This window comes from Pseudomonas sp. Pmew2, from assembly GCF_058129885.1.
Genome location: NZ_CM176702.1, coordinates 2,183,006 through 2,203,976, shown reverse-complemented (window position 1 = coordinate 2,203,976; position 20,971 = coordinate 2,183,006). Strand labels below are relative to the sequence as shown.

At 59.2% G+C, this 20,971-nt stretch carries 24 protein-coding genes; 15 read left to right on the top strand and 9 right to left on the bottom strand.

Annotation, left to right across the window (positions count from 1 at the left end; genetic code table 11):
- Positions 1-54: 54 nt before the first annotated feature.
- Positions 55-1,083: an alpha/beta hydrolase gene (locus AC4ANK_RS10080; protein ID WP_460383041.1), complete on the top strand. Its 1,029-nt coding sequence runs from the start codon at positions 55-57 to the stop codon at positions 1,081-1,083.
- A gap of 101 nt (positions 1,084-1,184) precedes the next feature.
- Positions 1,185-1,988 carry a hypothetical protein gene (locus tag AC4ANK_RS10075; protein WP_002552841.1) on the top strand — a complete coding sequence of 268 codons (804 nt, stop codon included), beginning with the start codon at positions 1,185-1,187 and terminating at the stop codon, positions 1,986-1,988.
- A gap of 43 nt (positions 1,989-2,031) precedes the next feature.
- Here AC4ANK_RS10075 and prmB read toward each other — a convergent pair whose 3' ends face one another.
- Positions 2,032-2,940, bottom strand: coding sequence for a 50S ribosomal protein L3 N(5)-glutamine methyltransferase (gene prmB, locus AC4ANK_RS10070; protein WP_002552840.1), 909 nt, complete (start codon positions 2,938-2,940; stop codon positions 2,032-2,034).
- A 261-nt stretch (positions 2,941-3,201) separates the two neighbouring features.
- Between prmB and AC4ANK_RS10065 the strand changes: the two genes are divergently transcribed.
- The 5 genes from AC4ANK_RS10065 (at position 3,202) to AC4ANK_RS10045 (ending at position 6,309) form a co-directional block, all read left to right on the top strand.
- Positions 3,202-3,792, top strand: coding sequence for a cysteine hydrolase family protein (locus AC4ANK_RS10065; RefSeq protein ID WP_002552839.1), 591 nt, complete (start codon positions 3,202-3,204; stop codon positions 3,790-3,792).
- Positions 3,793-3,941: 149 nt separating this feature from the next.
- Positions 3,942-4,259, top strand: coding sequence for a hypothetical protein (locus AC4ANK_RS10060; RefSeq protein ID WP_002552838.1), 318 nt, complete (start codon positions 3,942-3,944; stop codon positions 4,257-4,259).
- 45 nt (positions 4,260-4,304) lie between these two features.
- The gene (locus AC4ANK_RS10055) at positions 4,305-4,862 is read left to right on the top strand and encodes a Smr/MutS family protein (RefSeq protein ID WP_002552837.1); all 558 of its coding nucleotides are present in this window, start codon (positions 4,305-4,307) and stop codon (positions 4,860-4,862) included.
- Positions 4,863-5,310: 448 nt separating this feature from the next.
- Positions 5,311-5,856: a GTP cyclohydrolase I FolE gene (folE, locus tag AC4ANK_RS10050; protein WP_002552836.1), complete on the top strand. Its 546-nt coding sequence runs from the start codon at positions 5,311-5,313 to the stop codon at positions 5,854-5,856.
- Positions 5,857-5,931: 75 nt separating this feature from the next.
- A complete protein-coding gene (locus tag AC4ANK_RS10045; RefSeq protein ID WP_004658436.1) occupies positions 5,932-6,309 on the top strand; it encodes a glutathione S-transferase N-terminal domain-containing protein in 378 nt (125 codons plus the stop codon).
- Positions 6,310-6,330: 21 nt separating this feature from the next.
- Here the strand turns inward: AC4ANK_RS10045 and AC4ANK_RS10040 are convergent, their stop codons facing one another.
- The 3 genes from AC4ANK_RS10040 to AC4ANK_RS10030 are packed head-to-tail and all read right to left on the bottom strand — an operon-like array spanning position 6,331 to position 8,555.
- Positions 6,331-6,717: a lysozyme inhibitor LprI family protein gene (locus AC4ANK_RS10040; RefSeq protein WP_002552834.1), complete on the bottom strand. Its 387-nt coding sequence runs from the start codon at positions 6,715-6,717 to the stop codon at positions 6,331-6,333.
- A gap of 30 nt (positions 6,718-6,747) precedes the next feature.
- Entirely contained in the window at positions 6,748-7,350 is a 603-nt protein-coding gene (locus tag AC4ANK_RS10035; RefSeq protein WP_002552833.1) for a glutathione S-transferase family protein, read from the bottom strand.
- A gap of 38 nt (positions 7,351-7,388) precedes the next feature.
- Positions 7,389-8,555 (bottom strand): aminotransferase-like domain-containing protein, encoded by a 1,167-nt coding sequence (locus AC4ANK_RS10030; RefSeq protein ID WP_002552832.1) that lies wholly within the window; start codon positions 8,553-8,555, stop codon positions 7,389-7,391.
- A gap of 82 nt (positions 8,556-8,637) precedes the next feature.
- On the opposite strand from AC4ANK_RS10030, the gene AC4ANK_RS10025 reads away from it, so the two are divergent.
- Together AC4ANK_RS10025 and AC4ANK_RS10020 are read left to right on the top strand one after the other, a co-directional pair.
- Complete coding sequence (locus tag AC4ANK_RS10025) at positions 8,638-9,108, top strand: MarR family transcriptional regulator (RefSeq protein WP_004658431.1); 471 nt, start codon at positions 8,638-8,640, stop codon at positions 9,106-9,108.
- A gap of 116 nt (positions 9,109-9,224) precedes the next feature.
- A complete protein-coding gene (locus AC4ANK_RS10020; RefSeq protein ID WP_031596030.1) occupies positions 9,225-10,418 on the top strand; it encodes a benzoate/H(+) symporter BenE family transporter in 1,194 nt (397 codons plus the stop codon).
- A 30-nt stretch (positions 10,419-10,448) separates the two neighbouring features.
- Here the strand turns inward: AC4ANK_RS10020 and AC4ANK_RS10015 are convergent, their stop codons facing one another.
- Positions 10,449-11,384: a S66 peptidase family protein gene (locus tag AC4ANK_RS10015; RefSeq protein WP_002552830.1), complete on the bottom strand. Its 936-nt coding sequence runs from the start codon at positions 11,382-11,384 to the stop codon at positions 10,449-10,451.
- A 231-nt stretch (positions 11,385-11,615) separates the two neighbouring features.
- Here AC4ANK_RS10015 and AC4ANK_RS10010 point away from each other — a divergent pair, with 231 nt between their 5' ends.
- Positions 11,616-12,623 carry an NADP-dependent oxidoreductase gene (locus tag AC4ANK_RS10010; protein ID WP_002552829.1) on the top strand — a complete coding sequence of 336 codons (1,008 nt, stop codon included), beginning with the start codon at positions 11,616-11,618 and terminating at the stop codon, positions 12,621-12,623.
- 67 nt (positions 12,624-12,690) lie between these two features.
- Here the strand turns inward: AC4ANK_RS10010 and pyrF are convergent, their stop codons facing one another.
- Entirely contained in the window at positions 12,691-13,389 is a 699-nt protein-coding gene (gene pyrF, locus AC4ANK_RS10005) for an orotidine-5'-phosphate decarboxylase (RefSeq protein ID WP_002552828.1), read from the bottom strand.
- Positions 13,390-13,680: 291 nt separating this feature from the next.
- Between pyrF and eat the strand changes: the two genes are divergently transcribed.
- Both eat and AC4ANK_RS09995 read left to right on the top strand, forming a co-directional pair.
- Positions 13,681-15,045 carry an ethanolamine permease gene (eat, locus tag AC4ANK_RS10000; RefSeq protein WP_002552827.1) on the top strand — a complete coding sequence of 455 codons (1,365 nt, stop codon included), beginning with the start codon at positions 13,681-13,683 and terminating at the stop codon, positions 15,043-15,045.
- A 119-nt stretch (positions 15,046-15,164) separates the two neighbouring features.
- The gene (locus AC4ANK_RS09995) at positions 15,165-15,332 is read left to right on the top strand and encodes a DUF2897 family protein (RefSeq protein WP_002552826.1); all 168 of its coding nucleotides are present in this window, start codon (positions 15,165-15,167) and stop codon (positions 15,330-15,332) included.
- Between the two features lie 36 nt (positions 15,333-15,368).
- On the opposite strand, the gene AC4ANK_RS09990 is transcribed toward AC4ANK_RS09995, so the two are convergent.
- Entirely contained in the window at positions 15,369-16,205 is an 837-nt protein-coding gene (locus AC4ANK_RS09990) for a substrate-binding periplasmic protein (protein ID WP_002552825.1), read from the bottom strand.
- A 249-nt stretch (positions 16,206-16,454) separates the two neighbouring features.
- On the opposite strand from AC4ANK_RS09990, the gene AC4ANK_RS09985 reads away from it, so the two are divergent.
- Positions 16,455-16,997: a 3'-5' exonuclease gene (locus AC4ANK_RS09985; protein ID WP_002552824.1), complete on the top strand. Its 543-nt coding sequence runs from the start codon at positions 16,455-16,457 to the stop codon at positions 16,995-16,997.
- 112 nt (positions 16,998-17,109) lie between these two features.
- Positions 17,110-17,391: a pyrimidine/purine nucleoside phosphorylase gene (gene ppnP / locus AC4ANK_RS09980; protein ID WP_002552823.1), complete on the top strand. Its 282-nt coding sequence runs from the start codon at positions 17,110-17,112 to the stop codon at positions 17,389-17,391.
- A gap of 63 nt (positions 17,392-17,454) precedes the next feature.
- Here ppnP and AC4ANK_RS09975 read toward each other — a convergent pair whose 3' ends face one another.
- Positions 17,455-19,224 carry an ABC transporter transmembrane domain-containing protein gene (locus AC4ANK_RS09975; protein WP_002552822.1) on the bottom strand — a complete coding sequence of 590 codons (1,770 nt, stop codon included), beginning with the start codon at positions 19,222-19,224 and terminating at the stop codon, positions 17,455-17,457.
- A gap of 280 nt (positions 19,225-19,504) precedes the next feature.
- On the opposite strand from AC4ANK_RS09975, the gene AC4ANK_RS09970 reads away from it, so the two are divergent.
- Positions 19,505-19,675 carry a PA1571 family protein gene (locus AC4ANK_RS09970; protein ID WP_002552821.1) on the top strand — a complete coding sequence of 57 codons (171 nt, stop codon included), beginning with the start codon at positions 19,505-19,507 and terminating at the stop codon, positions 19,673-19,675.
- A 72-nt stretch (positions 19,676-19,747) separates the two neighbouring features.
- On the opposite strand, the gene pdxB is transcribed toward AC4ANK_RS09970, so the two are convergent.
- Positions 19,748-20,890: a 4-phosphoerythronate dehydrogenase PdxB gene (pdxB, locus tag AC4ANK_RS09965; RefSeq protein WP_002552820.1), complete on the bottom strand. Its 1,143-nt coding sequence runs from the start codon at positions 20,888-20,890 to the stop codon at positions 19,748-19,750.
- Positions 20,891-20,971 lie beyond the last annotated feature (81 nt).

Genomic DNA, 20,971 nt, shown 5'->3' with positions numbered 1-20,971 from the left:
AACCTTCTGTCACGCCGCGCGTCCAAGCGAGACTCTCCCCATGATGGCCTTGCGATGTTATCCGGTAATTCCCTGCTTCGAGTACCAAACGCGCTGCGTCGGCTGGCCCTGCCAATAACATTGACCCTGAGCCTAATCGCCGGAACAGCCAGTGCTGCGGCGCCCAGCGTGGTGCAGCGGCCGATCACGGTGGATACCGAAAACGGCAAACTGTACGGCACTCTGCTGATGCCCCGTTCGGACAAACCGGTCCCGGTGGTGCTGATCATCGCCGGTTCCGGCCCCACCGACCGCGACGGCAACAACCCTGAGGGTGGACGCAACGACAGCATGAAACGCCTGGCGGTGGTTCTGGCTAAAAACAATATCGCCAGCGTGCGCTACGACAAACGCGGCGTCGCAGCCAGCAAGGCAGTCACGCCGGATGAACGCAATCTGAGCGTCGAGCGCTACGTGGCCGATGTTCAACTCTGGGCCAGAGCGCTCAAAGCCAACCCGCGCCTTGGCCAGCTGATTCTTCTGGGCCACAGCGAGGGTGCGCTGGTGGCGACGCTGGCGGCTGAAAAAGTGGGTGCAGCAGCGCTGATTTCCGTGGCAGGCACCGGACGGCCTGTCGATCAGGTGCTGCGCGAACAATTTCAGGAGCGCTTGCCACCAGATCTTCTGCAACGCAGCAATCAGTTGCTCGATGAACTGAAGGCGGGCAAGACCGACGACAACGTGCCCGCCGAGCTGGAAGTGGTATTTCGCCCCAGTGTCCAGCCGTATCTGATCTCGCTGTTTCGCCAGGACCCCGCCGCAGCCTTCGCTGCAGTGCACATTCCGGCGCTCATCGTTCAGGGGCGTAACGACATTCAGGTGGGCGTGGGCGATGCCCTGCTGCTGCAAAAAGCCAGACCGGATGCCGAACTGGCCCTGATCGACGGAATGAATCATGTGCTGCGTATCGTGCCAGACGACTTACAGCAGCAGTTGTTGTCCTACCGCAACCCGACCCAGCCGCTGGCCAGTGAAGTGACCAAGCGGATCCTGGCCTTCATCAAGGCCCTGCCCCAACCAGGAAAAAAATCTGACGTCAGATAATTGCAAGCCCTTCAGTCTTCGGACATCTGGCCGATAGCGGTTTGCTGGCTTTTTGTTCCGTTGCAAGTATCCCGGTGCAAGGCCCAGGAAAGGACACCATTATGACTGACGCGAATATCATGACTGAAACCACTGCAGCACCCGAAAGCGTAGAAGCCGAGGTTCAGGCATCGCCGCAGCCGTGGGAAGACGTTCTGCCCGAGAACTTTCAGATGTTGCGTCTGGCACCACAGCCTACCGACCGCGCCACCGGCGGACGGCCCTTGCGTTTTGTGCAGTTTGGTCGTGCCGAGCGGCACAGCAAGGAATTGAGCCTGCTGCGCATCAATGTGCAGCTGCCAGGCCAACGGGTCCGCAAGGAGCAGAACAATCTGGATGTCTGGGCCGATCACGAAAAGCGCACTGTGCGCTTCGGTCCCGAATCAGGCTTGCAGATTGAGCCGTGGAACCGCGGCATCGGTCGTTTCATGATCGCCCATGCCGTGCATTGGGCGCAGAAAAGATGGTCATCCTACAAGATTGAAGGCGTAGCGCTGGCGAGCAAGGACGGCCTGAACGAAGACACACGCCTGCGTCGTGACCACTTTCTGCGCACCTTGGGTTTTGAAGTAGCGTACGCCGATGCCCAGCACATGAAAGGCACCATCAAGGACGTACACGTCGGCAACCTGCACAGCACCTGGAACAACGACAAGGTGCAGATCATCGAAATTCTCGAAGCCTCGCAAATGCTGGAAAAGGCCGAGAAGAACCTGATCGAACAGGAAGTGACCATTCGCCAGCACGAGGACCGGGTCGGCAAGTACAAGCGCGAGGACGCCGGTCTGCGCTTCACGATTGCCTGCCTGGTGACCTTCGCAGTGTTTCAGGCGGGACTGTTGATCTGGATCGCGACCCACCGATAAAAAAGGAGCTGATCTCAGCTCCCCCTTCTCTCAGTCTTCCCTGTCAAACCTTCGACTGGAACAACGCCTGATGGTTGCGGCACTGTTCTGCTGTGAGCATGAACACCCCGTGACCACCGCGCTGGAAATCCAGCCAGGCGAAATCGACTTCCGGGTACAGCGCCTGCACGTGTACCTGGCTGTTGCCTACTTCGACGATCAGCAAGCCTTTCTCGTTCAGGTGATCGGCTGCCTGCGCAAGCATACGGCGTACCAGGTTCAGACCATCGCTGCCACAGGCCAGCGCCAGCTCAGGCTCATGCTGATACTCGTCGGGCATGTCGGCAAAGTCTTCGGCGTCCACATAGGGCGGGTTGGACACGATCAGGTCGAAGCGCTGACCCGGCAAACCGTCGAACCCGTCGCCCTGCACGGTGTAGACGCGATCCTCCATACCGTGACGCTCGATGTTCTGGTTAGCCACCTCCAGTGCGTCGTAGGACAAGTCGGCCAAGGCCACCTCAGCTTCGGGAAACACCTCGGCACAGGCGATACCGATGCAACCAGAGCCAGTGCACAGGTCGAGAATCCGTGCTGGTTCGTTGGCCAGCCAGGGCGCGAAACGCTCTTCGATCAGCTCGGCAATAGGTGAACGCGGGATCAATACACGGTCATCGACAATGAACGACATACCGCAAAACCAGGCTTCGCCCAGCAGATACGGCGTTGGCACACGGTCATCGATTCTGCGTTTGATCAGGCGTTGCAGTTCGGATATTTCATCGACTTCCAGGCGACAATCCAGGTAGCTGTCGGCGATTTCCCAAGGCAGATGCAATGCGCCCAGCACCAACTGCCGCGCTTCATCCCAGGCATTGTCGGTGCCATGACCGAAAAATACGTCTTCCTCGTGAAAGCGGCTGACGGCCCACCGTATATGGTCGCGCACGGTACGCAAACGGGAAGTGATCATGGACAAACTCCTTGGAAAGGCGACGAGCTGCTGTAAGACGAGCCACGGTAAAAGTCTGGTTCCGAACAATGCACATTCTTCGTACCCGATAGGCATGGAAGTTTCCATGATTCGCGTACTGCCATCAAGGCAAACCGCCAGCCACCCCCTCCCCCAACTGCCCTGCAGGCCATAAAAACCGTGGCCTGCGATGGTTGCCATTCCCAGAACGCCTCAGCCAGAGGACAATGTCACAAAAGCCCCACACCAAGGAGCCCGTGAATGTCCGATTTAAAGACCATGTTCCAACTCAGCGGCCGGGTGCATGCGCCCGCCAATTTGAGCAATGCGACGCTGATCATCATCGATGCCCAGAAAGAATACCTCAGTGGCCCGCTGGCCCTGACCGGCGTCGACGAAGCCCTGGCCAACATCTGCCAATTGGTCGAGAAGGCCCGTGCGGTCAAGTGCCCGATTGTTCATATTCGCCATCTGGGCACTGTGGGCGGCCTGTTCGACCCACAGGGCGAGCGCGGTCAACTGGTGCCGGAGCTGTTGCCAAAGGACGACGAACATCTGGTCGAAAAACGCCTGCCCAACGCTTTCAACGGCACCGGGCTGCATGATCTTCTGCAAAAGCTGGGTCATCTGGACCTGATCGTCTGCGGCTTCATGAGCCACTCGAGCATCAGCACCACGGTTCGCGCTACCAAGGACTATGGTTATCGCTGCACACTGGTCGACGATGCCTGCGCAACCCGCGACTTGCCGAGCCCGCACGGCGTCGTCAGCGCGCAGGTGGTGCATAGAACCGAGATGGCGATCATGGCCGACAACTTCGCCACACTGGCGCTGACCAAAGACCTGATCTGATCTGCGCCGGAACGAGTGGTTGTGTGGGCTTATTCACATAACCGCCTATCCCTTGCCGGCTCGTATCATCCCTGAGGCGGGAACCACCCCTTATTCTCCGGGTCACAGCGCCGATACTCCATTGAGCCGATACCTATTGAGGAAAAGGCATGAAAACGTCAGATGGTTTCGATGCACGTCGCCTGCGCCCCAGGGGTCAGGGCAACTGGGGCAAACGCATCGGTACGCTGATCGCGCTGCTTCTTTTGGCGTCAGGCGTGTTGCTGACCGTTGCCGGAGTTTCCAGCCTGACCGTTCACCCGCAGATGCTCGGCGAGCTGAATGCCAGCCCTGGAGGCGCCGCATTTGTCGCCGTCGGCGGGTTGCTGGTGCTTTATCTGGGTGTCTGGCTATGGCGCCGCTGCCGCCGTCAACGCAGTGCCAGCGGCTTGAGTATCTCGGCGCACCTGATGAAAAAACACAACTGACCTTGGCGCTTGAACGGTTAGAATGGCTTCCTTCGCGGAGGCCCCATGCAAGACGACGATTTTTCCCTGTTCAGAAGCGAAACGCGCGGCGTAAAGCCGCTCAAGCATGAACATGCCGATGTCGGCAAACCCAAGACCGATCGAAAAATGCTGGCCCGCCTGCGTCAGTCGGCGACTGTGCGCACCGATTCGGTGACCGTCGACGGCTTGTCGGATCAATTCGTGATCGATGTCGGTCCGGAAGATGTCCTGAGCTGGTCGCGTGACGGCGTGCAGGAAGGCCAGATGCGCAAGCTCAAGCTCGGGCAGATCAGCTTCGAAGGCAGCCTGGACTTACACGGCATGAGCGTGGAAGTGGCGCGTGAGACGCTGTGGGAGTTTCTGGCTGAAGCGACCCGACTGGAAATACGCTGCGTACGTGTCACCCACGGCAAGGCGGTACGCCTGGACGGCAAGCGCCCCATGATCAAGAGCCACGTCAACACCTGGCTGCGTCAGCATTCGCAGGTACTGGGCTTTTGTTCATGCCTGGCCAAGCATGGCGGTGCGGGTGCGGTGTACGTGATACTCAGACGCACCATGATGGAAGGACGCGACGAGTAATCCTCCTCGCGCCCCTCTTGCCGGACAGCAATCTGCTGCCCGGCGTATTACTCAGCGCGGGCCAGGACCGCCCGGGCCACCAGGTCCACCCCCTTCATGATGGCCACCGCCGCCGCCATGTCCGCCCGGACCAGGCCAAAACGGCCAGCAGCCGGAAACCGACGACAGTACGATTGCGAACAACGCTATTTTTGCTACTCGACTCAACATCCGGATTCACTCTCTCGACAGGCAATTGATTAATAACCTGCACAGTCAGACAGCGCCGCACCGGGGAAGTGGGTAGCGATCTGGTCGCCAACGTGTAAGCGCTACGATACAAAACGCATAACGCCCGGTTGATTTGCAGCGCTGCCGTGCACCCGCACTCTTGCGTAAGTTACTATGTGCGCCGTCGGCGACGGGCCAGCCCTCGCACCCATCGAAACCCACACGGAAACACACCCCTGTGACACTGGAACAGAATTACACCGCCATACTCGGGCAACTGGGCGAGGACGTCTCGCGCGAAGGTCTGCTGGACACCCCCAAACGCGCCGCCAAGGCCATGCAGTACCTGTGTCGCGGTTACGCGCAAACGCTGGAAGAAGTCACCAACGGCGCGCTGTTCAGCTCCGATGCCAGTGAAATGGTCATGGTCAAGGACATCGAGCTGTACTCGCTGTGCGAGCATCATCTGCTGCCGTTCATTGGCAAGGCACATGTCGCCTACATTCCCAACGGCAAGGTGCTGGGCCTGTCGAAAGTGGCGCGGATCGTTGATATGTACGCCCGCCGCCTGCAGATCCAGGAAAACCTCAGCCGTCAGATCGCCGAGGCCATCCAGCAGGTTACCGGTGCACTGGGTGTGGCGGTGGTGATCGAAGCCAAGCACATGTGCATGATGATGCGCGGTGTCGAGAAGCAGAACTCGGCCATGATCACGTCAGTGATGCTCGGCGAATTCCGTGAAAACGCTGCCACTCGCAGTGAGTTTCTCAGCCTGATCAAGTGACCCGTTCAGCCAGCGTTCACGTGCCACGGCGCACACTGAACGTCCGGCCGATTCCCGCCACTGTCCGCAAGAGGTATGACCGTGTTCATGAAAGCGTTAAGAGTCGGCCTTGGCCAGCTCGTCATCGGTATCGACTTCCTGACCCGCCCGAGCAGGAAAAAGCGCGATCCGCAGGCCCAGGCGGCTGTCGCGGAGGCGGCTCAGGACCTGACGCTGTACCAGTTCCACGCCTGCCCGTTCTGCGTGAAAACCCGTCGCACCCTGCACCGTCTCAATGTTCCTGTCGCTTTGCGCGATGCGAAGAACAACGAGCTTGACCGTCAGACGCTGCTTAACGAGGGCGGCAAAATCAAGGTGCCTTGCCTGCGAATCGAAGAAGGCGACAAAACCGTGTGGATGTACGAATCCAAGGTCATTATCGACTACCTGAATCAGCGGTTCGGCGCGATCTGAACACCTCGTGCCCGACGTGCCTCAACGCGGGCAACCTTCCTCGCGGCAGGCGACATAGGCTTGCAACTGCTTGAGGCGAACGCGGGTCTGGTCAGCCAGGCATTGCGATTGCAGCAACGGCCATATGGAGCCTGAATCCTCGGGCTTGCCAGCCTGATACAGGCAATCGGCGTCACGCAGGGCTATCCACTTCAGTTGTGCATCCTTGAACGCCTGCTTTTTGGCCGACGTCTTCAGCCACGTCATCTGCGCCTTGTACTGCTTGTTGAGATCAGCATCGAGCGCCGACAGCTCATTGGCAGCACACTGATTCATGCTGGCCTGATTGGCATCGCAATCCTGAGCCTGTGCCGAGCAGCCGATACCCAGCGCGATGAAAGCGGCCAGAAGTGCTATTGAAACACGCATAAATTTCCTTTTATTCAGCCAATGGGGGCATCAATCCAGCATACCGACATAACCCGGTTGCGCCTTGACCCGATCCAGCCAGCGCCGAATTCCGGTGTAAGGTGCCAGATCGAAACCGCCCTGATGAGCGACATGGGTATAGGCGTACAGGGCGATATCGGCGATGGAGAAATTCTCACCGACCAGAAACGGTGTGCGATCAAGCTGCTGCTCCATGACCGCCAGCGCTCGATAACCGGATTTCTGCATGGCCCGATACTCGGTCATGCGTTCAGCCGGCAAGCCCAGATAGAACTGGATGAAGCGGGCAACCGCCACCGACGGCTCATGGCTGTACTGCTCGAAAAACTGCCATTGCAGAACCTGGGTGCGCAGCCGCGGTTCGCTCGGAAGATACCTGGAACCATCAGCCAGAAAATTGAGAATCGCATTGGACTCCCATAGACAAGTGCCGTCTTCCAGTTCCAACACCGGGATCTTGCCGTTTGGGTTCTTCTCCAGAAAAGCAGGGGTCTGGGTTTCGCCATTAAGAATATCGACCGGCACCCACTCGTACTCACTGCCCAACAGGTTAAGCATCAACTTGACCTTGTAGCAGTTGCCCGAGTTGTAATCGCCATAAACCTTGTACATCGCCTGCTCCCTCGATATGCCTGTAGTGCCGGCTCTGATCAGGCGGCTTTCAGATTCTGTGCCGCACGGACCACGGACGCCAGTCGTTTTATGCCTTCATTCAGGCGCGCCGGGTCGATATGACTGAAATTGAGGCGCAGATGGCCGTGATTGGCATCCGGGTCAGCAAAAAAAGGTTCGCCCGGCATGAACGCGACGTCCTGCGCCAACGCGGCATCCAGCAAGGTACGGGTGTCCAGCGGCTGTTTCAGGGTCAGCCAGAAGAACAATCCGCCTTGCGGGCTATTCCACTCGGCCAGGTCTGAAAAGTGCGTCTGCAAGGCATCCTCGAATGCATCCCGGCGACCGCGGTAGAACTCGCACAGCGTCAGCAGATGTTCACGATAGTGCTCAGAGCCAATCCACTGCAAGGCCTGCCATTGGCCGAGGCGATTGGTATGCAGATCGGCGGACTGCTTCAGGCGCAACAGGTGCGGAAACAGATCGGGACTGGCGATCAGATAACCCACACGCAGGCCGGGCAATAGCGTTTTGGAGACCGTGCCGGTGTAGATCCAGCTTGCTGTCTTCAGGCCGCTGACAATCGGCCTGGCACTGCCGCCGTCAAAACTCAACTCGCGGTACGGCTCATCCTCGATCAACGTAACGCAGAACTCGTCAAGCAACGCCGCAACCGCATCGCGGCTGGCCTGGCTGTAGCGCACTGCCGAGGGGTTCTGGAACGTCGGGATCAGGTAGGCGAATGCGGGCCTGTGCTGCTCCAGGCGCTGGCGCATGGCAACCAGGTCCGGGCCTTCGGCCTGCAGGGGCACAGTGATGCAGTCGGCACCAAACAGCTGAAATATCTGCAGCGCCGCCAGGTAGGTGGGTGCTTCAAGCAGAATCTCGGTGCCTTTGTCGATGTAGAGCTTGGCCGCAAGGTCCAGCGTCTGTTGAGAACCACTGACCACCATGACCTGACTGGCATTGCAAGCAATACCCAGGGCGCGGGCGTCGGCAGCCAGCGCTTCGCGCAGCGCAGGTTCGCCCTCGCTCATGCCGTACTGGCCCAGAGAAACAGGCATGTCAGCCCACTCGACTTTGGGCAGCATCGACTCGGCAGGCAGGCCACCGGCGAACGACATCACTTGCGGGCGCTGAGCGGCGGCGAGGATCTCGCGAATCAGAGAACTTTTCAGACGGGAAACGCGTTCGGAAAAAGCCATGGCACTTACCTGTAGCCGAGACGAAGGAAAATAAGTCAAACTTGTTGACTCAAATTACGACGCCCAGCCCGGATACGTCAACATGCTTGACTTAAAAAAACCTGCCAATCAACAAATGGCCATGGAAGCCTTCTTCTTCGGCTACCAGGCGTTCACCGCCAAGGCTGATGAAATGCTGGCCAAGCGCGGCTTCAGTCGCGTGCATCAGCGCATTGTATTTTTCATCGCTCGCTATCCCGAACTGAGCGTCAAGGAACTGCTCACGGTATTGGGCGTGAGCAAGCAGGCGCTCAATGCCCCGCTGCGCCAATTGATCGGCATGGACCTGGTGCACAGCACCGCCCCGGAAACCGACAAACGCAAACGACTACTCGGGCTCACCGATGAAGGCGCCCGTTTCGAGCAGGCGTTGCGGCGTGAACAGGTCAAGCTTCTGCAACGCGTGTTCGCCGAAGCGGGTCAGGAAGCGGTGGATGGCTGGATGACAGTCAACCTCGCGCTGGGCCAGACACTGCAATCCGGTGCGTGTCCAATCGGGACTGACGTCGAGTAAATGCCACTGTCGCAACTGTGCTGGCGGTTACTCGTATCGCTGTATCGTAAAGCCGAGTGGTCATGCGTTTAGGCTTGGCGTCCTTTGCTACCTGCCCGCTTCAAGGAACGCCCTGCATGAACGAAACCCTCAAGGCACCATTGCGCCCGCTGACCGACTCATCGCCGTCTGCGGTGGTTGCCGGCTTCATTGCCATGATGACTGGCTGCACCAGCTCACTGGTGCTGATGTTTCAGGCCGGACAGGCGGCCGGTCTGAGCAGCGTGCAGATTTCGTCCTGGCTGTGGGCGTTGTTCATGGGCATGGCGGTGTGCAGCATCGGCCTTTCGTTGCGCTACCGCATGCCGATTACTGTCGCGTGGTCCACACCCGGTGCCGCACTGCTGATCACCAGTCTGGGTGGTGTGGCATACCCGCAGGCGATTGGCGCGTTCATGACCAGCGCGCTGCTGGTTATTCTGTGCGGCGTAACGGGCAGCTTCGAACGTATCGTGCGGCGTTTGCCAGCCTCGCTGGCTGCGGCCTTGCTGGCGGGAATCCTGTTCAGGATCGGCAGTGAAATATTCATCGCCGCCCAGCACCGCACCAGCCTGGTATTGGGCATGTTTTTTACGTATCTGGTGGTGAAGCGTCTTTCCCCACGCTACTCGGTGCTGCTCGCACTGCTGGTCGGCATCGGGATATCGGGCGCGCTGGGCTTGCTGAACTTCAGCGGTCTGGCGCTGCAAGTCGCCGCGCCGGTCTGGACCACTCCCGAGTTTTCCTGGGCCGCGACGGTCAGCATCGGCATTCCGCTGTTCGTGGTGGCCATGACCTCACAGAACATGCCGGGTGTGGCGGTGTTGCGAGCCGACGGTTACTACCCGCCTACCTCACCGCTGATATCGGTAACAGGCTTTGCTTCTTTGCTTACCGCACCGTTCGGCTGCCACGGGATCAACCTGGCCGCCATCAGCGCCGCCATCTGTACCAGCCCTCATGCGCACGAAGACAAGTCCAAACGCTACACAGCGGCGATCTGGGCCGGGATTTTCTACGCAATCGCCGGGATTTTCGGCGCCACGCTGGCAGGTCTGTTCAGTGCGTTCCCCACGGAGCTGATGATTTCGATTGCCGCACTGGCGCTGCTCGGTTCGATCACCAATGGCCTGACCGTGGCCATGGCCGAGCCCCGCGAGCGCGAACCCGCTCTTATCACCTTTATGGTGACGGCCTCAGGGCTGACGCTGTTTTCCATAGGTTCGGCATTCTGGGGCATTGTTGCGGGCCTGCTGACCATGCTGATTCTCAATGTACGCAAGCCCGGATAAGCCTGCCTCAAGCCCACAGCAAAAGAGCGATCAACTACGGGCAGTGGCCGATACCAACAGGGTTCCAGCATCTGCATCAAGTATTGCCTGCGTTCCCAGTGGCACGGCCTGATTGAGATCTCCATGCCCTACCGGCAAGCCGCCCAGCACCGGAATGCCCAGACTGCCCAGCCGTTCCAGCAGCACATCGGCGGGGCTGATGGTGCCGCCGGTGTTCGCGGCAGGGGTGAACTCGCCCACCGCGACACCCGCCAGACGCGCAAGGATGCCGCAGTTACCCAGATGGGTCAGCATGCGGTCAACCCGATAGGCCGGTTCGTTGACCTCTTCGATGAGCAAAATCGCACCGGTCATGTCGGGCATGAACGGCGTACCCACCGAAGTATCGAGGATGCACAGATTGCCGCCCAGCAACAGGCCCTGCGCGCTGCCGCCGGTTCTGACCTTCGCCGTTGGTGAGGCATGATCGGCCTTGAGCAATACCGGCTCGGTACTCATCAGCACATGGTGCATGCCGCTGACGAACAGGCCACCGCGTTCCAGCTGCGAGGCGACCGGGCCATGAATAGTGGCCAGACGCGCATGGTTCCATAGCGCACCATGTAGTGCGGTGATATCGGAAAAGCCGGTCACCAGCTTGGGGTCACGACGCACAGCGTCCATATCCACCTGCTGGACAATTCGCTGCACGCCATAGCCGCCGCGGTTGCAGATGACCGCACGGATCTCCGGATCAGCCAGCGCGGCATTGAGGTCAGCAAGCCGCTCCTCGTCGGTCCCCGAATAGAATGAGTATTTACCCAGCGCATGCGGATAGACGCGCGGCCGCAGCCCCCACCCCTTGAGTACTTCGACCGCAGCGTCGATTTTGCCAGGGTCAACCGGCCCGGCAGGCGACACCAACGCCACGGCGTCGCCAGCGCGCAGAACCTTAGGGTAAAGCGTCGGTTTAGATATAGCTGGCATTACGGTCACCCAGGTGTTTGTCGAGCGACGAATCTAGAGCACAGCCGCAACTGACTCAAGCCCTATCGGCCTTCAGCATGCGTCATCTGCAGATCCGTCTGAACGCCAAAGCCGCAACGGACTCCTATCAATCACATGGATCAAACAGCATTCGCTTGATGATCGCTTCTTGCCTGAGCAACGCGGCGAGCGTTTGAATCCATCTTTGAACCATTTTCTGGAGACCCTGCCATGACTGATCTTTCCAACCGCCAGTTCCTGCTCGCCAAGCGTCCGTCGGGCGATGTGCGCCGTGAAGACTTCACCTATCAAGAGGCTCCGGTCACCGCACTTGCCGAAGGCCAGATACTGGTCAGGAACAAATACCTGTCGCTGGACCCGGCGATGCGTGGCTGGATGAATGACGGAAAATCCTACATTCCGGCCGTAAAGCTGGGCGAAGTGATGCGCGCCCTGGGCGTGGGCGAAGTGCTTGAATCGAAAAACCCGAAATTTGCCGTAGGCGACCATCTGCAAGGCGCACTTGGCGTTCAGGATTACTTCGTGGGCGAGCCAAAAGGCTTTTACAAGGTCGATACCAGCCTTGCCCCGCTACCGCTTTATCTGTCTGCTCTGGGCATGACCGGCATGACTGCCTACCTGGCGCTGCTGGATGTCGGCCAGCCAAAAAGCGGTGATACCGTAGTGATTTCCGGTGCAGCGGGTGCTGTCGGCAGCGTCGCCGGACAAATTGCCAAGCTCAAGGGCTGCCGGGTTGTCGGCATCGCAGGAGGCGCAGAAAAATGTCGCTTACTGACCGAAGAACTGGGCTTCGATGCAGCCATCGACTATAAGTCCGAAGACGTTATGGATGGTTTGAAGCGCCACTGTCCGGATGGCGTGAACGTGTACTTCGACAACGTTGGCGGCGACATTCTGGACGCGGCGCTCAGCCAGCTGGCGGTCGGCGCGCGCGTGGTGATCTGCGGTGCCATCAGTCAGTACAACAACACCACGGCGATCAAAGGCCCGGCCAACTACATGTCACTGCTGGTCAACCGTGCACGCATGGAAGGCTTCATCGTACTCGACCACCCCGAGCGCTTCGCTGAAGCCGGTCAGGTAATGGCGGGCTGGATCAAGGAAGGCAAGCTCAAGAGCAAGGAGCATATCGTCGACGGTCTCGAGACTTTCCCGGAAACCTTCCAGATGCTGTTCAGCGGTGAGAACCAGGGCAAGCTGATCTTGAAAGTGGAATAAAGCTCGCGGGCCGGACACCTCATGCTTCGGCATGGGGTGCCTTGCCTGACGCTGTGCGTCCTCGCGCTCAAGCCAGCTCGGCAACCACCGCAGCCAGGGCCTTTGCCGGGTCAGCTGCCTGGCTGATCGGGCGGCCGATGACGAGATAATCGGAGCCGGCGTCCAGAGCCTGGCGCGGAGTCAGGATGCGGCGCTGGTCGTCCTGCGCACTGCCCGCAGGACGAATGCCGGGCGTCACCAGTTGCAACGACTGGTGAGCCGCTTTCAGGGCCTGCGCTTCCAGCGCCGAACAGACCAGACCGTCCATACCGGCCTTCTCGGCCAGCGCAGCAAGGCGCAGCACCTGCACCTGCGGATCAATGTCCAGGCCGATACCGGCAAGGTCTTCCCGCTCCATACTGGTCAGAACGGTAACGCCAATCAGCAGTGGTTGAGGACCGCTGCGCTGCTCCAGCACTTCGCGGCACGCCGTCATCATGCGCAGTCCGCCTGAGCAGTGCACGTTGACCATCCACACACCCATCTCGGCAGCGGCCTTGACCGCCATCGCCGTGGTATTGGGGATATCGTGGAATTTGAGATCAAGAAACACCTCGAAGCCCTTGTTGCGAAGGGTCTCGACGATATCGGCCGCGCAACTGGTGAACAGCTCCTTGCCGACCTTGACCCTGCACAACTTGGGATCGAGCTGATCAGCCAACCGCAAGGCGGCTTCACGGGTCGGAAAATCCAGGGCGACGATGACAGGAGTCTGGCAGGCGGACATGAGCGTGGTCTCAGGTAAGTCGAAATCGGCGCGCATTGTAGCCGAACCGGCGAGCAGACGGGACCCGTAGATCGGCATTTAGCCAGCCGCCATCGTAAAAACTCATGATTCCCTGCACTCGCAGCGACCATTGCTTCGGCGGCCTGCACCAAACCTGCACAACCCGATGAATCGGTTCACTGCAGCGTTCTGTAAACGACCCGTTTTGAAGCAACACGACAATGATCAGTGCACTGGCACGGCCTCTGCTACAGGATGTTTCAACGATTACCGAATCTCAGGGAGATGACCATGAGCACGCAACTCAAGCCAACGCTGGGCACGATTCATCTATGGGGGATCGCTGTCGGGCTGGTGATTTCCGGCGAGTACTTTGGCTGGAGTTACGGCTGGGGCGTGGCGGGTACACTGGGCTTTTTGGTAACAGCCTTGATGGTTGCGACCATGTACACCTGCTTCATCTTCAGCTTTACCGAGCTCACTACGGCCATCCCGCACGCGGGCGGCCCATTTGCCTATAGCCGCCGCGCCTTTGGCGAAAAAGGCGGGCTGATCGCCGGTATGGCCACGCTGATCGAATTCGTATTCGCGCCACCGGCCATTGCCATGGCAATCGGTGCGTACCTTAACGTGCAATACCCGGGGCTGGACCCCAAACATGCGGCTGTCGGCGCTTACATCGTGTTCATGGCGCTCAACATCGTGGGCGTAAAGCTGGCAGCAACCTTTGAGCTGGTCGTGTGCATTCTCGCCGTGGCCGAGCTGCTGGTGTTCATGGGGGTGGTCGCACCTGCATTCAGCTTCAGCAACTTCGCCCTCAACGGCTGGGCCGGTTCCCAGACCTTCGGGCCGGAAGCGATTGCCGGCATGTTCGCCGCCATCCCCTTTGCGATCTGGTTCTTCCTGGCCATTGAAGGCGCTGCAATGGCCGCCGAAGAAGCCAAGGACCCGAAACGCACCATCCCGAAGGCCTACATCAGCGGCATTCTGACCTTGGTGATACTGGCGATCGGCGTCATGCTGTTTGCCGGTGGCGTGGGCGACTGGCGCACCCTGGCCAACATCAACGACCCACTGCCGCAAGCAATGAAAGCCGTGGTCGGTGACAGCTCCGGATGGCTGCACATGCTGGTGTGGATCGGCCTGTTCGGTCTGGTCGCCAGCTTCCACGGCATCATCATGGGTTACTCGCGCCAGTTCTTCGCCCTCGCCCGTGCCGGTTACCTGCCTGCCTCGCTGGCCAAGCTGTCACGCTTTCAGACACCGCACCGGGCGATCATCGCAGGTGGCCTGATCGGCATCGCCGCCATCTACAGCGATGGCCTGGTCAACCTGAGCGGCATGACACTCACCGCCGCGATGATCACCATGGCTGTTTTCGGCGCTATCGTCATGTACATCATGAGCATGCTCAGCCTGTTCAAGCTGCGCAAGACCGAGCCTGACCTTGAGCGCAGCTTCCGCGCGCCAGGCTACCCGGTGGTGCCCGGCATTGCGCTGGCTCTGGCAATCGTGTGTCTGGTGGCAATGGCCTGGTTCAACATGCTGATCGGCCTGATTTTCCTCGGGCTGATGGCCATAGGTTTTATCTACTTCAGCCTGACCGCCAAATCGCGCGCCGATGCACCGACCGACGCGATGCTGACCGGGCAATAATTCAGAGACTTTCCGGGGTTGCGTGCAAAGGGTTTTGCACGCAACCCGATCAGGGCACATACACTTGAACCATTGAGCAGCCTCGCTGCTCAAACCGGTATCACAACAAGGAGAGCGCTATGCCCTGGTATGCCTGGTTAATTCTGCTCGTAGCCATCGGCTCGATCGTCGGCGGTCTTATGATGCTGCGCGATACAGCCAAGAAACTGCCCCTCACCGAAGAACAACTCAAGCGCGTCCATGAGCGCAACGCCGAAATGGACGCCAAGGAAGCCAAGGACCGTTAAATAAGTCCGGGTGGCAGGCTGAAAACCTGCCCCTGCCTATTTCCCGATCTCTGCGCTGACCGAAAGCACCTTGATATGAAGCGGCTGAAAGATCGTCTCCAACTCGCCGTCCGCGCGCAACTTCTGCAGCAGCGCTTTGAAGTGTGGAACATCAATGTTGCCATTGGGGCGCAACAATGCGTATTGACGGTAGATCTGATCAACGCGTTCGGAGACCATTAACTGCGCCGCTTCATCTTTGTTATGTGCCATAAAATCAATCAGATAGGAACGGGTAACAGGCGCGATATCCGCGCGATTGCGCACCACCATCAATAGATTACTGTCGTGAGAATAGGTGGAGGTCACATTGAAGTGCTCACTCAAGTACTTCTGATCGGTATTGAAGTTGGCAAATCCATAATGGTAACCACTGAACAACGCCAGACGTTTGTCAGACAGATCATCGAAGTAATTCTGATCACGCCCTTCGACCCGCCTTGCTACATAGACCTCGGCATCTTCAAGGCCCAGATCGACGGTTTCGTGCGCAATATCCTTCCAGCCCCAGTCAGGGTTCTCGAAGATCGCAACATCGAAACGCCCTTCCGCGAAGTCACGAAAACGCCGGGGCACGGAGGTGGGGATCATCACAAACTCGTAATCGTCCTGCTCGGCATTCAGGGCATCGATCAGCTTGGGCAACAGACCGGCGTCTTCGCCTTTTTCAGGGCGGACCATATACGGAGGGAAATGCACGGCGGCCACCCGCACGACCTGCGCGGCATAGACTTGGGACGTTGCCATGAACGGCACAAAGAGCAGAAGGCCTGTGGCGAACGTGCGCGCGACGCCATCAATTAATACTGCAAATTTTTTCATAAAACACGACATCAATCAAAGCCCTCCACGCTATGCGGTTTCCATGATTTAAACAACTGTCAAATCAACGGCGTCAGCATTGCTCACAGTGGTTACTATTGTGCACCGCTGCGATGAACTCGCGTGAGGCACCAATGCCATTAGCAGCGGTCACTGTAAGGGCAGTTGTAAAAACGATATTGTCGGCGCAGCCTCAAGCGTGGGCGCAACAGGCTAATCTGGCTACGCTGAAGCCATTGACTATCGTAAGGGAGCTTGATGATGCCGCATTGGCTGGTGATTGATCTGGAGGCTACCACTGAAGAAGGTGGCTGGCCGGTCGCAGAAATGGAAGTCATCGAAATAGGCGCGACGCTGGTCAATCAGGACGGGCGCGAGCTGGACCATTTCGAGCGCTTCGTACGCCCCGCACGCAGGCCTGTGCTGACTCATTTTTGCCGGGAGCTGACCCATATCAATCAAAGCAGTATCGACAGCGCTGCGCCCTTGACGGCCGTGTGGCCTCAGTTCGAGCGCTGGCTGAGCCATCACCGTGCCCGCGTGCTGGGTTGGGCCAGCTGGGGGGATTACGACCGCCAGCAACTGGAAGAGGAATGGCGCTACCACCGCCTCGACAGCGCATTGTCGAGCATGCCGCACGTCAATCTCAAACAGCGATTCGCCCAGGCCCGTCAGCTACAAAAGCCGATGGGCCTGAACAGCGCCCTGCAATTGGCAGGCATGCAATTCACAGGTCAGCAACACCGGGCACTGGTTGATGCACGCAATACCGCCCGGCTCTTGCCGTTGATACTGCCTAATTGAATCTCGCTGCACGTCGTCGTTTGTTCAGCATCGACTTGCAAGGGGCGTGACGAGTTTTACCGTGTTGGGCATACTGGCGGGCCATTTCCAGCCCTTTCAAAAGGAATCGCCCATGTTCAAGGTCAACGAGTACTTCGACGGCACCGTCAAATCCATTGCCTTCAGTCAGGTCGACGGTCAGGCAACCATCGGTGTCATGGCGGCGGGCGAATATGAGTTCGGTACAGCGCAACGGGAAATCATTCACGTGATCTCCGGCGAGCTGAACGTGAAGCTCCCGGACAGTACCGACTGGGAAACTTTCTCCACCGGCAGCCAGTTCAATGTCCCGGCCAACAGCAAGTTCCAGCTCAAGGTCAGCGTTGATACCGCTTACCTGTGCGAATACCGCTGAGACTGAACACGTGGGGGGCCTGACCTCCCACCTTGCCCGCACACCTGCCTATACTGCCCCTTTCTATTCGACGCCAGCATTGAACTGCAACGCCGCCAGACGTGCGTAGAGCGGGTTGCTGGCAATCAGTTGCTGATGGGTACCGACCGCCACCAGCCGGCCCTGATCCATAACGGCAATCCGGTCGGCATTCTGCACAGTGGCCAGTCGATGGGCGATGACCAGCGTAGTACGGCCCTGCATCAGGCTTGGCAAGGCTTGCTGAATCAAGTGCTCACTTTGCGCATCCAGCGCACTGGTCGCCTCGTCCAGCAACAGGATCGGCGCATCGACCAGTAACGCACGGGCAATCGCCAGACGCTGCCGCTGTCCGCCGGACAATCCCACCCCGCCCTCACCCAGATGCGTACCGTAGCCGTCGGCCATGTCGAGAATGAACTCGTGCGCATGGGCGATACGCGCTGCTGCCTGTACCTGCTCAAGGCTCGCAGTGGCGTTTCCGTAACGAATGTTGTCCTCGACACTGCCGAAAAACAGTGCGGGCGATTGTGAAACCAGCGCGAAGCAGCGGCGCAGATCGTGCGGATCGAGCCGTGCGATCGGCACGCCCTCGATCAGGATGCGCCCTTGAATCGGGTCGTAGAAACGCAGCAGCAGGTCGAGGATAGTCGACTTACCTGCTCCGGAAGGCCCGACCAGCGCCAGGGTTTCACCGGGCTCGATGTTCAGGGTCAGGTTATCCAGCGCATTGCGCTCGGGACGCGACGGGTAGGCGAAAGTGACATTCTCCAGCGCCAGACGCCCGCTGATGCGTTGCGGCAGGCTCTGCAGCTCTGTGGCTGGCGCTTTGATCTCGCTGCGAGCCTGAAGCAGCTCGCCAATCCTCTCTGCGGCACCGGCGGCGCGCTGCAAATCGCCGATCACCTCGCTCAATGTGCCAAACGCCATGCCGACCATTAGCGCGTAAAACACAAACGCTGCCAGCTCCCCGCTGGAAATACGTCCGCTGATCACGTCCATGCCGCCCACCCACAGCATTACCGCCACTGCGCCCAGCACCAGAACGATCACCAGCGTAATCAGCCAGGAGCGCTGCAAAATCCGTTTGCGAGCGGTATCGAACGCCTGCTCCACCGTATGTGAAAAACGCTGTTTGTCCTGCTCTTGATGGTTGTACGCCTGCACCGTCTTGATCTGCCCCAGCGCTTCGGCCACGTAGCTGCCCACATTGGCGACCCGGTCCTGGCTCTCGCGCGACAGGTTTCGTACCCGCCGTCCGAACATGAGAATGGGCGCGATGATCAGCGGCAACGCCACCACCACGATGCTGGTGAGCTTGGGGTTGGTGATGAACAACAGCACGATGCCGCCAACGACCATCAGTACGTTGCGCAGGAACATCGACAGTGACGAGCCGATCACCGACTGCAACAACGTGGTATCGGCAGTCAGCCGCGACTGGATTTCCGAGCTGCGATTGTTCTCGTAGAAGCCCGGATGCAGCTCTATCAGGTGATCGAATACTTTCTTGCGCAGGTCGGCGACCACGCGCTCGCCGATCCATGACACCAGATAAAAGCGGGCGAACGTTCCGATGGCCAGGCCAACCGTCAGCAGCATGAAAAAGCCGATCGAGCGTTCGAGCAACTGCGGCGAGCGGGTCATGAAGCCCTGATCGACCATCAGCTTGATGCCTTGGCCGATCGACAGGGTGATACCCGCGGTAATGACCAGTGCCAACAACGCTCCGAACGCTTGCCAGCGATACGGCGCAATGAAACTCGCGGCCAGGCGAAGTGCCTGGCGGTGACGTCGGGTAATCCGTGAAATCATGAAGCCTGCCTGTTTGCCCGATCTGTCTGAATAGCGAAGCCTACACCTGTCATGCATGGCGCGCTGTGCATCATTTCGAATGAACTTGCGCCCGGCTTCAAAGGTCAGGTTATGACTGCTTTACAGAGGCGCTATAAGACATCGATCTAAGCGCCTGCTGGCAGATTTGCATCATTTCTGTTGCACTGGGAACGCGTTTGAGCGGCTGACAGAACCTGTCACGGACCGGTCATCAAGCGCGGTTAATTTAACGCCGTTACCTGATGAAAGGAGAAACACCATGAGCCTGCAAGAGCGCAGCAACGAAGTTCCAGTCGTTCGAGCCACGCCCAATCTGCCGGTTGGCGGTGCAATTCTCGACGAGCATGGGCAAGAAGTCCTGATCACTGAAGCAATGGTTCAGGCTGCCTGCCAGGAATGCGACAAGAACTGGGTAACCCCGGAAAAATAAAACCGAACCTGACCAAATGCCTTGAAACCCGACCCTGAGTCGGGTTTTTTATGCCCCGCGTTTACCGGACGATCAGACCAGTACCGCCCCCAGTGCCCGCACGAGTTGCGCAAGCTCCCCGGACTCACCTTCCACGCGGACCTTCAGACCTTCGATTTCCCGACGTGGCGGGTAATGCTTGCGCAACGCATCGAAGGCCAGGCGCTGGCTGGCAGTGTCGCCGGTCAGGCTGCGCCGAAAATCTGCATCGTCACGCCGCGGGTCGTACACGCCACGGCACAGCATGTTCAGTGCCCAGACCGGATCGCTTGCAGCATCAAGGCTGACCTGCGCCAGCCACGGCTTGGGCAGCAGATCGTCCAGTTTTATCACCGCAGGCTGCCCCAGGAAGGCACACAGCGCCTGATAGATCTGCGCAGTGCCCCGTTGCCTGCCATCGAGGCTGTAACCGGCGATGTGCGGCGTACCCAGAACGCACAGGTCGGCCAGCGCCACGTTGACCTGCGGCTCACCTTCCCACACATCCAGCACGGCTTGCAGGTCTTCGCGCTCAAGCAGCACGTCGTGCAGCGCAGTGTTGTCCACCACGGCACCACGGCTGGCATTGATCAGCCAGGCGCCCTGCCTGAGTTGGCGCAAACGGGTTTCGTCGAGCAGGTGCCAGGTTGCCAACGCCCCGGTCTTGCTCAACGGCGTGTGCAGGCTGATGACGTCACAGCGCTGCAATATCTCGTCAAGGCTGACGAAGTCACCACCTTCGACAGACTCGCGTGGCGGATCGCAGACCAGTACGTTCCAGCCAAGCACCTTCAAGACATCGACCAGACGACCACCCACCTGCCCTGCACCGACCACACCGTAAGTACGTTGCGCGAGGTCGACGCCTTCGATTTCAGCCAGGGTCAGCAGGCTGCCGAGCACGTAATCCACCACGCCGCGCGCATTGCAGCCCGGTGCGCTGGCCCACTGGATACCGGCTTGCTGAAACCCGTCCAGATCCAGATGATCGGTGCCGATGGTGCAGGTGCCGACAAACCGCACCGGGCTGCCTTCGAGCAGCTCACGGGTTAAGGGTGTCACGGAGCGCACCAGCAGGATGTCGGCGTTCGCCACCGCAGCGCGATCTATGGCGCGTCCCGGCAAGCGATGAATCTCACCGAAATGAGCGAAAAAAGCGTCGAGCAGGGGAATATTTTCGTCAGCAACAATGCGCATGGAAGACTCTCTGGGTCTGGCGAACAGGGACCGGTCCCCAGTGGGAACAGGTGCGTCGTGAACCGGCGCGGGTTGCAGCGA

Coding starts and splice junctions, on each gene's coding strand:
- AC4ANK_RS10080 (WP_460383041.1), top strand. CDS start 55: ATGTTATCCGGTAATTCCCTGCTTCGAGTACCAAACGCGCTGCGTCGG.
- AC4ANK_RS10075 (WP_002552841.1), top strand. CDS start 1,185: ATGACTGACGCGAATATCATGACTGAAACCACTGCAGCACCCGAAAGC.
- prmB (WP_002552840.1), bottom strand. CDS start 2,940: ATGATCACTTCCCGTTTGCGTACCGTGCGCGACCATATACGGTGGGCC.
- AC4ANK_RS10065 (WP_002552839.1), top strand. CDS start 3,202: ATGTCCGATTTAAAGACCATGTTCCAACTCAGCGGCCGGGTGCATGCG.
- AC4ANK_RS10060 (WP_002552838.1), top strand. CDS start 3,942: ATGAAAACGTCAGATGGTTTCGATGCACGTCGCCTGCGCCCCAGGGGT.
- AC4ANK_RS10055 (WP_002552837.1), top strand. CDS start 4,305: ATGCAAGACGACGATTTTTCCCTGTTCAGAAGCGAAACGCGCGGCGTA.
- AC4ANK_RS10045 (WP_004658436.1), top strand. CDS start 5,932: ATGACCGTGTTCATGAAAGCGTTAAGAGTCGGCCTTGGCCAGCTCGTC.
- AC4ANK_RS10040 (WP_002552834.1), bottom strand. CDS start 6,717: ATGCGTGTTTCAATAGCACTTCTGGCCGCTTTCATCGCGCTGGGTATC.
- AC4ANK_RS10035 (WP_002552833.1), bottom strand. CDS start 7,350: ATGTACAAGGTTTATGGCGATTACAACTCGGGCAACTGCTACAAGGTC.
- AC4ANK_RS10030 (WP_002552832.1), bottom strand. CDS start 8,555: ATGGCTTTTTCCGAACGCGTTTCCCGTCTGAAAAGTTCTCTGATTCGC.
- AC4ANK_RS10025 (WP_004658431.1), top strand. CDS start 8,638: ATGCTTGACTTAAAAAAACCTGCCAATCAACAAATGGCCATGGAAGCC.
- AC4ANK_RS10020 (WP_031596030.1), top strand. CDS start 9,225: ATGAACGAAACCCTCAAGGCACCATTGCGCCCGCTGACCGACTCATCG.
- AC4ANK_RS10015 (WP_002552830.1), bottom strand. CDS start 11,384: ATGCCAGCTATATCTAAACCGACGCTTTACCCTAAGGTTCTGCGCGCT.
- AC4ANK_RS10010 (WP_002552829.1), top strand. CDS start 11,616: ATGACTGATCTTTCCAACCGCCAGTTCCTGCTCGCCAAGCGTCCGTCG.
- pyrF (WP_002552828.1), bottom strand. CDS start 13,389: ATGTCCGCCTGCCAGACTCCTGTCATCGTCGCCCTGGATTTTCCGACC.
- eat (WP_002552827.1), top strand. CDS start 13,681: ATGAGCACGCAACTCAAGCCAACGCTGGGCACGATTCATCTATGGGGG.
- AC4ANK_RS09995 (WP_002552826.1), top strand. CDS start 15,165: ATGCCCTGGTATGCCTGGTTAATTCTGCTCGTAGCCATCGGCTCGATC.
- AC4ANK_RS09990 (WP_002552825.1), bottom strand. CDS start 16,205: ATGTCGTGTTTTATGAAAAAATTTGCAGTATTAATTGATGGCGTCGCG.
- AC4ANK_RS09985 (WP_002552824.1), top strand. CDS start 16,455: ATGCCGCATTGGCTGGTGATTGATCTGGAGGCTACCACTGAAGAAGGT.
- ppnP (WP_002552823.1), top strand. CDS start 17,110: ATGTTCAAGGTCAACGAGTACTTCGACGGCACCGTCAAATCCATTGCC.
- AC4ANK_RS09975 (WP_002552822.1), bottom strand. CDS start 19,224: ATGATTTCACGGATTACCCGACGTCACCGCCAGGCACTTCGCCTGGCC.
- AC4ANK_RS09970 (WP_002552821.1), top strand. CDS start 19,505: ATGAGCCTGCAAGAGCGCAGCAACGAAGTTCCAGTCGTTCGAGCCACG.
- pdxB (WP_002552820.1), bottom strand. CDS start 20,890: ATGCGCATTGTTGCTGACGAAAATATTCCCCTGCTCGACGCTTTTTTC.